This window comes from Coleofasciculus sp. H7-1, assembly GCF_057473865.1.
Window position 1 is genome coordinate 1 of sequence record NZ_JBYCCT010000045.1, and the last position, 9,332, is coordinate 9,332.

Annotated in this window: 9 protein-coding genes, 1 rRNA gene and 1 pseudogene; 3 read left to right on the top strand and 8 right to left on the bottom strand. The window is 48.6% G+C overall.

Features of this window, described 5'->3' with window-relative positions; genetic code table 11:
• Positions 1 to 4 precede the first annotated feature (4 nt).
• The 3 genes from rrf (at position 5) to aroA (ending at position 3,004) form a co-directional block, all read left to right on the top strand.
• Positions 5 to 122, top strand: a 5S ribosomal RNA gene (gene rrf / locus AC2VDX_RS11895).
• 108 nt (positions 123 to 230) lie between these two features.
• Positions 231 to 1,562 (top strand): hypothetical protein, encoded by a 1,332-nt coding sequence (locus tag AC2VDX_RS11900; protein WP_378178438.1) that lies wholly within the window; start codon positions 231 to 233, stop codon positions 1,560 to 1,562.
• 95 nt (positions 1,563 to 1,657) lie between these two features.
• Positions 1,658 to 3,004: a 3-phosphoshikimate 1-carboxyvinyltransferase gene (gene aroA, locus AC2VDX_RS11905; protein WP_378178441.1), complete on the top strand. Its 1,347-nt coding sequence runs from the start codon at positions 1,658 to 1,660 to the stop codon at positions 3,002 to 3,004.
• Between the two features lie 94 nt (positions 3,005 to 3,098).
• Here aroA and AC2VDX_RS11910 read toward each other — a convergent pair whose 3' ends face one another.
• The 8 genes and pseudogenes from AC2VDX_RS11910 to AC2VDX_RS11945 form a co-directional block, all read right to left on the bottom strand.
• Entirely contained in the window at positions 3,099 to 4,091 is a 993-nt protein-coding gene (locus AC2VDX_RS11910) for a glutathione S-transferase family protein (RefSeq protein ID WP_378178444.1), read from the bottom strand.
• Between the two features lie 114 nt (positions 4,092 to 4,205).
• Entirely contained in the window at positions 4,206 to 4,496 is a 291-nt protein-coding gene (gatC, locus tag AC2VDX_RS11915) for an Asp-tRNA(Asn)/Glu-tRNA(Gln) amidotransferase subunit GatC (RefSeq protein ID WP_378178447.1), read from the bottom strand.
• Positions 4,497 to 4,586: 90 nt separating this feature from the next.
• Positions 4,587 to 5,108 carry a photosystem I assembly protein Ycf3 gene (locus AC2VDX_RS11920; protein ID WP_378178450.1) on the bottom strand — a complete coding sequence of 174 codons (522 nt, stop codon included), beginning with the start codon at positions 5,106 to 5,108 and terminating at the stop codon, positions 4,587 to 4,589.
• A 183-nt stretch (positions 5,109 to 5,291) separates the two neighbouring features.
• Entirely contained in the window at positions 5,292 to 6,278 is a 987-nt protein-coding gene (locus AC2VDX_RS11925) for a CHAT domain-containing protein (protein WP_486928161.1), read from the bottom strand.
• A 429-nt stretch (positions 6,279 to 6,707) separates the two neighbouring features.
• Positions 6,708 to 7,995 (bottom strand): annotated as a pseudogene (locus AC2VDX_RS11930) (tetratricopeptide repeat protein); the annotation flags it as partial.
• Positions 7,884 to 8,447, bottom strand: a complete 564-nt coding sequence (locus tag AC2VDX_RS11935; protein ID WP_486928162.1) for a hypothetical protein — start codon at positions 8,445 to 8,447, stop codon at positions 7,884 to 7,886. The pseudogene AC2VDX_RS11930 and the gene AC2VDX_RS11935, both read right to left, overlap by 112 nt.
• Positions 8,448 to 8,456: 9 nt before the next feature.
• Complete coding sequence (locus AC2VDX_RS11940) at positions 8,457 to 9,068, bottom strand: Uma2 family endonuclease (RefSeq protein ID WP_378178457.1); 612 nt, start codon at positions 9,066 to 9,068, stop codon at positions 8,457 to 8,459.
• A gap of 40 nt (positions 9,069 to 9,108) precedes the next feature.
• Positions 9,109 to 9,332, bottom strand: a 224-nt coding sequence (locus AC2VDX_RS11945) for a hypothetical protein (protein WP_486928163.1), incomplete at its 5' end; no start/stop codon positions are given.

Sequence of the window (9,332 nt, forward strand, 5' to 3'; positions counted from 1 at the left end):
CTTTCCTGGTGCTACTAGCGTTGTGGAACCACACCGACTCCATCCCGAACTCGGAGGTGAAACGCAACTGCGGCGAAGATACTCGGCGGGTGACTGCCTGGGAAAATAGCTCAGTGCCAGGTTAATTATCTACAAAGCTCTCTTACATAATTATGCAAGAGAGCTTTGTTGCATTTGCTCAATTTCTTGAATAACCTTTAACGTAGAATTGTTGAACGAGAGATTGAGCTGTGGATGCCATATTAGAGCGATCGCACGAATTAAAGCAAGCCTTGATTGAGTTTGTCCTGGAGGCGGAAGGAGAGCTAGCACAATCGCTAGAAGCCTATGCAGCTGCTCAGTCACATCGAGAGCGTCAAGATATTGCTCAAAGAGACCTAATAATTGATACCTTCTTGACTGAAGGAAAAATAGGTGATAAAAACGTTTTGGATTTGTTTCTGGAGAGCCAGCCAGAATTGTCCGAAAACGATCGCAACTTAGTCAGTAGCTGGCGGTGCAGCTTCATTGGTTTGTTTGCGACGCTCCAAGTATTACCGGATGGCTTTGAGTTGATGAACTGGCTGACAGCTAAGCACTACATCGTCAAGCCAAACAATCTTCTAACGTTGCAGGAGATGAAACGGTTTAAAGAGGGAGAAATTTTACTCACTCGCATTGCACCCGTAACCGATAACGTCTGGATGTTTTCTGGTCCTTGTATCCCAATGGGGAGATTAGGAAAACCCAAGCTGGCGGTAGCAATCGGAAATTTTAAGGAAAATTACAAGAAATCGCTTTATAGCGATGCCCCAGAACTTCTAGAACTGGCGTGGCAATCAGTAGAACAATATCACCAAGATTTTCTGGGCTTTTTTGGTAGCGATGAAGTCGTAATGCCTGGGTACCAGATGAATAAGAAGATAGAAGAATTTCAGGAAGTACTGACTAAGAAACGCTTAGCAGCGGCAGGCATTGATGAAAATAAATCGCTCTCGCAAATAGCCGCAGAAGCTGGGGTTACACAAGAGGAAATGAAAGCAGCCGCAGAAGAATCCGGTGCCGATTCAAAAGCGATCGCTCAGATGTTTGACAGCAAAAACCCAACTAGAATGGTAACGCCTAAAGTTGAGTTGCCTGCAAATCTCAAGAAAGCCGAACAGCTAACAGCTCTCACCCATCCTCGTTGGGGTCAAATGTTTCTGCCTGCGTACAGCCGGTTCAAGGCAATGCTAGAAGTAGAAGACTGGCAGAACAACATCGAAAATACTGAGAAGCTGGTTTGCCAGTATTTAGAAGACTCGACGATTAATGCCTTCATTTGGCATCGCTTAGCGGAAACTTATCCAGCCCAAATGGAAAAGCTGTTGAAAACAGTATTACAGCGTCCAGAATTGAAAATTGACCGCGATTTAGACGCTTTACTGCAAGAATATAACAAGCCGATAGAGCCTGATTTACCGGAGATTGCCAGTGTACCAGTGCATTTACATAATTTGTTTCAGGAAGCGCTGGTAGAGGTTAACAAATCAAAATCTAAGGGCAAGGGTAAAAAGAAGATAGGAATAGGCTTTCAAAAGTAGCGATCGGGATCTGAAGTGGGTACTAGCTCCAGTGCCATCGCCAGCGTCACCAATTGGTAGAATCACTATTTGCAACTTCATCCTAATCCATCTCCATGCCAGCCGCAGTTGTCACGCTAAAAAACACTGAAAATCAGGATCGTTTAATCATTCAAAATCCCGCATCAGGGCTATCCTTGCAGGGGCGTATTCGGGTGCCAGGAGATAAATCTATCTCCCACCGGGCTTTGATGTTGGGAGCGATCGCCCAAGGAGAAACTACCATTCAGGGACTCCTCTTGGGGGAAGATCCCCGCAGCACTGCTAGCTGTTTTCGGGCGATGGGTGCCGAAATTTCGGAACTGAATCCGGAAATGGTGCGAATTCAGGGCATCGGACTCGGCTGCCTGCAAGAACCGACCTCAGTCTTGGACGCCGGTAACTCAGGTACTACCTTGCGGCTGATGCTGGGGCTTCTAGCCTCTCATCCGGGACGTTTTTTTGCGGTGACGGGGGATAGCTCGCTGCGATCGCGCCCGATGTCCCGCGTTGTCAAACCGTTACAAGAGATGGGCGCTCAAATTTGGGGACGGCAGGACGGTTCTTTAGCACCCCTGGCAATTCAAGGACAGCAACTGCGACCGATTCACTATCACTCCCCGATTGCCTCAGCACAAGTCAAATCTTGTATTCTCCTAGCTGGATTGATGGTGGAAGGACAAACTACCGTTACCGAACCCGCCCTCTCCCGCGACCACAGCGAACGGATGCTCAGAGCTTTTGGGGCAGAACTCAGCATCGATCCACAAACCAATAGCGTCACCATTACTGGCTCAGCCAAGCTACAAGGGCAGCCAGTGATTGTGCCGGGGGATATCAGCTCAGCTGCCTTTTGGCTGGTCGCTGGGGCGATTGTACCGGGTTCGGAGTTGTGTGTTGAAAATGTAGGGATCAATCCCACCCGCACCGGCATTCTGGAAGCTCTGGAGAGGATGGGCGCTGACATTCAGATGGAAAATCAGCGGGTTGTCGCGGGTGAACCTGTGGCAGATTTGCGGGTACGTTCCAGTGCCCTCAAGGCGTGTGAAATTGCTGGCGAATTAATTCCCCAACTAATTGATGAAATTCCGATTTTGGCAGTGGCGGCAGTGTTTGCCCAAGGAACTACTGTAATTCGAGATGCAGCAGAGTTGCGGGTAAAAGAAAGCGATCGCATTGCCGTTATGGCATCTCAGCTCAACCGCATGGGTGCCAAGGTTACAGAAAGACCCGATGGGTTAGAAATTACTGGTGGCACTCCCCTCATCGGTACTGATGTTGATAGTCATACCGACCATCGGATTGCCATGAGTTTAGCAATTGCCGCCCTTAATGCAGAAGGCACTACCACGATTGGGCGTGCCGAAGCAGCTGCCATTTCTTACCCTGACTTCTTTCAATCCTTAATCGGGATTATCAGGTGATGCTTAAGCTCAGATGCTTACAGCATTTGCGTTTTCACCCTAGTATTATAAAAAGCAAAGTGGGTAGTGTCCACCTTGCTTTTTAAATGAGGAACTAGACAGCGATCGCGTTTGCTACTTTGCGTGTTAACTGTTCGCGGTTATGAGGTTCCTCAAAATCAATTAACGGCCCTTTAGGAACAATTCCGGTAGGATTAACTTTCGGGTGGCTTTTGTAGTAATGCCGTTTGATGTGATCGAGGTTGCAGGTTTCCTTCACCCCCGGCACTTGGTAGAGGTCTTTGAGGTAATTCCAGAGATTGGGATAATCCACAATCCGGCGTAAGTTGCACTTGAAGTGGACATAGTAAACGGCATCGAAGCGCAAGAGAGTGGTAAACATACACCAATCTGCCTCGGTGATGCTTTCCCCACACAGATAGCGTTGCTCCTCTAACACCTTTTCCCAACGATCGAGAGCATCGAATAGTTCCGTCACCGCTTCATCGTAGGCTGCTTGGCTAGTCGCAAATCCCGCCCGATAAACGCCATTATTAATCGGTTGGTAAATCGCATCAATCGTCTTATCAACCGCTTCTGGCAATTCTGTTGGATAAAAATTCATATCTGACTTCGCGAAATCATCGAATTCTGTATCAAACATCCGAATGATCTCGCGGGATTCATTATTCACAATCGTCGCAGTTTCTTTATCCCAAAGAACTGGGACAGTCACTCGCCCATTGTAATTAGAATCCGCTTTGAGATAGACTTCCCAGAGATAGCGACTCCTATTTACCGTATCGGGAATACAACCTGGTTCGTCCGAGAATTCCCAACTATTTTGCTTGATTTCGGGTGCCACAACCGAGAGGCTGATGACATCTTCTAATCCCTTCAATTGGCGCATAATTGCGGTTCGGTGCGCCCAAGGACAAGCCCAGGAAATATAGAGATGATAGCGACCCGGTTCAGCCTTAAAGCCACTAGAACCATCGGCTGTAATTTTGTTGCGGAAGGTTGTTGATGGGCGAATGAATTTTCCTTGGGAGTCTTCTTGTTCTCGTTCGCTAACCCACTTTCCATCAACCAAAATACCTAAACTCATAACTTTCTCCTTTGAGAGTATTAAGGGCAACCCCAGGAGAATTGCCCTTACACTCATTGGCTCAGGTTATCACCTGAAATTCATCGGTCTTAGGTGCAAAATATGGGGAGTACCTCACTCAGCACTAAGAATTTGCGGCACTTTGAAAAAGTCACCCTCTTGCTCCGGGGCACCTGTGAGAATAGCTTCCCGGTTAGAGTAGGGTTGTAGTTCATCAGGGCGTGTCACATTGCTGACATCAATTGCCCGTGTTGTGGGCTGCACATCACTGACATCTAGTTCGCTCAGTTGTTCAAAATACTCCAAAATACTGCCTAGTTGGGTCGTAAATTGGGCTTCTTCCTCTGGAGTCAGTTCTAGACGAGCCAGATGGGCAACTTTGCGAACTTGTTCGCGGTCAATCATAACAGTAGTAATGGCTAATTGGTGATTGGTAATTTGATAGTAGGTAGTAGGTAATTTTTTCTCTTTTCTTGATTACCTATTACCTGTTACCTAAAAGAAGATATCCATCGTAGATCGCCCAGTCGTTTTGAGCCAATTTTGGGCTTCGATGTAGTTATTAGGAGCCATGCTAATCGCTTGTTTCCAATACTCTGCTGCTTTATCAAACAAAGCTTCAGCGGCTTCTGGATCTCCATCTTCCTTGATCTTTTCCCCTTGGAAGTGGTAAATAACGGCGATATTATTCAACGCTTGAGGCAGGCGGGGATTACAGTCAAGCGATTGGTGGTAGTATTCCAAAGCCTGCTCGTGATCCCCATTGCTGGCATATATTAGTCCCATATTGTAGAGGATATAGCTGCGATCGTAAGTGTCTTCCTCTAGCGTTAGGGCTTCCCTGTAATTGTCTAGAGCTTCGGCGTATTCACCATCTGCCTGCGCTGACATACCATCGCGGTAGTAGATGAAGGCTTCTTTTGCTTTCTTGTTGGCAGGCAGGATTTTCAGGATTATATCCGCCATTACCGTGAAGCTTTTGTCAATGAAATTATCGTTTTTTTGCGTTCTTGGCATATCCGCCTCTGTAATGCTGGGCTACTGCGAGAGTGTAGCCGGTCAGTTTATTGCTCAGTAATGCTCTTTAAGCTAATTTAACGCGCTCTTGGAGTCAACTGGATTGAGAATAACAAATGCGATCGCGCTTTTGTTATTCTTTCCTCAATCAACCCAGTTTATGTGCGATCGCGCAATATTTTCTTATCTCCATTCGCCTTGCACCACAAAAGCCGCCCAGTAATAGGGAGCTTTCCATTGCTCAGTTTGCCACATTTCCAGTTGTGCTGCTCTCAGCGCCGCTACGGGATTTAGTCCTTTGTCTAGCATCTGTTGGTAGTATTTCTCCATCAGCTTTGAAGTTGCCGTATCGTTAACGCGCCACAAACTTACCGCCACTCGCTTTGCGCCAGCATACATAAAGCCGCGTGTCAACCCAACGAGTCCTTCTCCTTTGACATCTTTACCGAGTCCGGTTTGGCAAGCGCTGAGGACAACGAGTTCGGCGGGGAGATTGAGGTTGTAGATGTCGTGGAGACGCAGGAAGCCATCGGTGGGATTGCCTTTTTCATCAAAAAGCGATAGCACCAAGCCGGATAATTCTGGATGTTCTTCGTTGATGCAGCCGTGAGTGGCGAAATGCACCATGCGATACTGAGCTAAATCGGGACTGGTGGCGGTGGCGCGAGAAGCATTAAAACCCAAGGCTTTGAGTTGTTGAGCAGCGGGTACAAGAGTGAGAATTTCTTCGGCTTCTTTACTGCTGTACTCAAGGCGTTCGAGATCGGAGGTGCGACAGGCTTCTGCGGCAGAGCGTTTCGCGTCGGTGGCAATTGTAGTGTTGCTGGGCTGGGGTTGGGATGTCAACCGCTGGTCATCGGTGGTGAAGATGGGATCTGCTAAGACGGCGACTGTTTTGGCGGCGGGGGCGCGTCCTTTGAATTGGTTGCGGATTACGCTGATGGTTGAGGCGGAGGGGAGAGAGACGATTTCGTTTTGTACGAGGAGGGGAGTTACCCGCTGTTGCGTACCCACCACCCGCCAGGGATTGAAATCCCTGGCTAATATCTCAAGTCGGTTGAAACCGACTGGAGATTTCGAGTTAGTCCGTTTTAACGGACTTTCGCTATTAGCCCGGAAATTGATTTCCGGGCGGGGTTGAGGGAGAACCGACACCTGTTGCGTACCCACCACCCGCCAGGGATTTCAATCCCTGGCTAATATCTCAAGTCGGTTGAAACCGACTGGAGATTTCGAGTTAGTCCGTTTTAACGGACTTGCGCTATTAGCCCGGAAATTGATTTCCGGGCGGGGTTGGGGGAGAAGCGACACCCGCCAAGGATTGAAATCCCACAGCTTAAGCTGAAGTCGGTTGAAACCGACTTGAGATTTAAAGTTAGTCCGTTTTAACGGACTTGCGCTATTAGCCCGGAAATTGATTTCCGGGCGGGGTTGGGGGAGAAGCGACACTCGCCAAGGATTGAAATCCCTGGCTAATATCTCAAGTCGGTTGAAACCGACTAGAGATTTGGAGTCAGTCCGTTTTAACGGACTTTCGCTATTAGCTCGGAAATTGATTTCCGGGCGGGGTTGGGGGAGAAGCGACACCTGATTGTTTTCAGGTATCGGCAGTGCGGCGAAGGGAATTGATTGCAGTGCGCCGTCGCTGACGATGAGTAAGCGTTTGTTACCGAGTTGATTTGCAACGGGAGAGAGTAGCATCTGGCTCAACTTTATGCCAGATTCGAGGCTGCCTGTTTCTGATGTGAGTTGATTGTAGAATTCCTCGGCTGCGGCTTTGATGTCGGCGCGTTTGGGGAGTTCGTAGCTGGTGATGCTTGTCTTGGTGACAGCCCAGAGATAGCTGCGTTCTTCGCCTAAATAATATTCCAACAACAGGGTATTGTCGTCGAGTACCTGTTGTTGAATTTGTTGCAGATTGAGGGTGAAGGCTGCGGGTTGAGATATTGCTGCGTAGGCGGGGTTTTTCTGGCGGATTTCGGCTTGGACTCCATCCAGTTCGCTGAGGAAGGATTCAATTTGTATTTTAATCTCGGCTAACTGCTTGTTTGTGTAGGAACCTTCGAGGAGTTTTACCCGGCTTTGTTCTGCGGCGTTGAGTTGCTGTTGTAAGGTGCGCTCTTGTTTGATTAATTCGGGGTTTTCACGAGAGCGAATGTTAACGTTAGCTTCGGTGAGGAGTTCTAGGAGATTGCGTGCCTTGGCGCGTTCGCTAGCTTGCAGTGCTAGAGCGTCGTATCCTTTGTCGGGGTTAGTGAGGTGCAACTGCATTAGCAGGTCGATGTAGAACTGGTAATAATCCTGCACAGTGGCGAAGTATGAGGCGCGGAGTTGCTGGCTTGCTACGTTGGTGCGGAGGTCTTCAATGATTTTGATTGCTGCTTTCATCTGAGTGAGAGCTTCGTTAAGATTGCCTCGGTTACGTTCCAGGTAGGCGAAATTGTAGAGGGTAACAGCTTCCCCAGCTTTGTCCCCAGTTGCCCGACTCAAGGGCAAGGATTGATTGTAAAATTCCAGGGCTTTTTGCTTTTCTCCTAAAGCGGAGTAGACTCCACCGATGTTATTGAGGGTAACAGCTTCCCCAGCTTTGTCCCCAGTCGCCCGTCTCAAGGGCAAGGATTGATTGTAAAATTCCAGGGCTTTTTGCTTTTCTCCTAAAGCGGAGTAGACTCCACCGATGTTATTGAGGGTAACAGCTTCCCCAGCTTTGTCCCCAGTCGCCCGTCTCAAGGGGCAAGGATTGGTTATAGAACAAGAGGGCTTTTTGCTTTTCTCCTAAGGCGGAGTAGACTCCACCGATGTTATTGAGGGTAACAGCTTCCCCTTTTTTGTCGCCGACTGCTCTATAAAGGGGGAGTGCCTCTTCCCATTTGGCAATTGCCTGTCGTAGAGATTCTGCTGTTCCTTGTCGATATAGTTGTAGTCCTTCCAGGAAAGCTCGTTCGGCTGCGGCGCGGGTTGGGTCTTGGGAGGTGGCGGCTGGCTGTTGGGCAAGGTTTCGAGTCCCCCCCAGCCCACCATCCCCCTGCCTACGGCACCCCCCTTCAAAAGGGAGGCAAGGGGGGAGAATCGTACAGGTGTGGCAGCGACGGACTCTGATAATAAGAGAATGCCGATAAATAGCGCTAAGCCTAAAACCTCTCCCCCAACCCCTCTCGATCCCTCCTTGCCCCCCTTAAAAAGGGGGGTAGGAGAGGGGAGTAATGCTCCCCCTTCCCTGCAAGGGAAGGGGGCTGGGGGGTTAGGTTTTTTAACTGGAAGCGATACCAGATGCAACAGAAAAGGCGATTTTCTCTGCGTGTTGTCTTTGTCGATGGGTTTAGCCACTATCTCAGTCATAACTCCTCATCATTGCCCTACTTTAAAAATCTGTGCGGCTGTCAAATTCAACTCTGGGAATTTGGGCGATTCAATACGGTCATTCTCTCTAAACTGATTAAAGATATACTCGCCATCAACGAGTTGATAAACCGAAATTGTGGGTTGCTTCGGTTTGCCAATGTAGCGCCTACCTCCCAAACCGAGATAGTCTACAATCCAGTATTCGGGAATTCCAAGCTTTTCGTATTCCGCTAGTTTAGTTAAATAGTCGTCTTGCCAGTTGGTGCTGACTACTTCAATAATGAGGCGTATTGTTTCGCCCTTGGTAATTGTGGAACGTTTCTTCCACATCGGTTCGGAGTCTAGGGCATTTTCATGGAGAACGATGACATCCGGGATATAGCCTGAGTTGTCGGAATCGATAGTGACGATACATTGTCGAGGAATGAAGTAGGGAAGTTGTAAGCGATGAATTTTGATTGCTAAGTCGATGGCAAGTTCTCCCGCTACCTGTGAATGGCTTCCAGTTGGTTGCATTTCGACAGCGACTCCATTATGTAGTTCAAAGCGACCGTAGCCGTCTGGATACCAGTCAAGAAACTCCTCTAGAGTCATTGTTGTAGAGGTAGCTTGAATCATGACGAGTTTCCCTCGGTGGAGATTGAAAGGATTACTTCTGTTATATGCGATGTGCAATTTCCAGGGGATGTTTGCTGGTGGAGAGGTTGGGTTGATTTCTTGGAGTTGCATCTGGCATCAACCGGATATCCGCCAGCCAGTACACCCGCCAGCCAGTACATCCGCCAGCCAGTACATCCGCCAGCCAGTACACCCGCCAGCCATTACACCCGCCAAGATCGGAAGAGCGTCGAGCAGGGAAAGAGGGAAGAGCACGGAGGTCGC

Excerpts from the sequence above, each read along its gene's own strand:
- AC2VDX_RS11910 (WP_378178444.1), bottom strand. The coding sequence starts at position 4,091 with ATGAGTTTAGGTATTTTGGTTGATGGAAAGTGGGTTAGCGAACGAGAA.
- AC2VDX_RS11940 (WP_378178457.1), bottom strand. The coding sequence starts at position 9,068 with ATGATTCAAGCTACCTCTACAACAATGACTCTAGAGGAGTTTCTTGAC.
- gatC (WP_378178447.1), bottom strand. The coding sequence starts at position 4,496 with ATGATTGACCGCGAACAAGTTCGCAAAGTTGCCCATCTGGCTCGTCTA.
- AC2VDX_RS11920 (WP_378178450.1), bottom strand. The coding sequence starts at position 5,108 with ATGCCAAGAACGCAAAAAAACGATAATTTCATTGACAAAAGCTTCACG.
- AC2VDX_RS11935 (WP_486928162.1), bottom strand. The coding sequence starts at position 8,447 with ATGACTGAGATAGTGGCTAAACCCATCGACAAAGACAACACGCAGAGA.
- aroA (WP_378178441.1), top strand. The coding sequence starts at position 1,658 with ATGCCAGCCGCAGTTGTCACGCTAAAAAACACTGAAAATCAGGATCGT.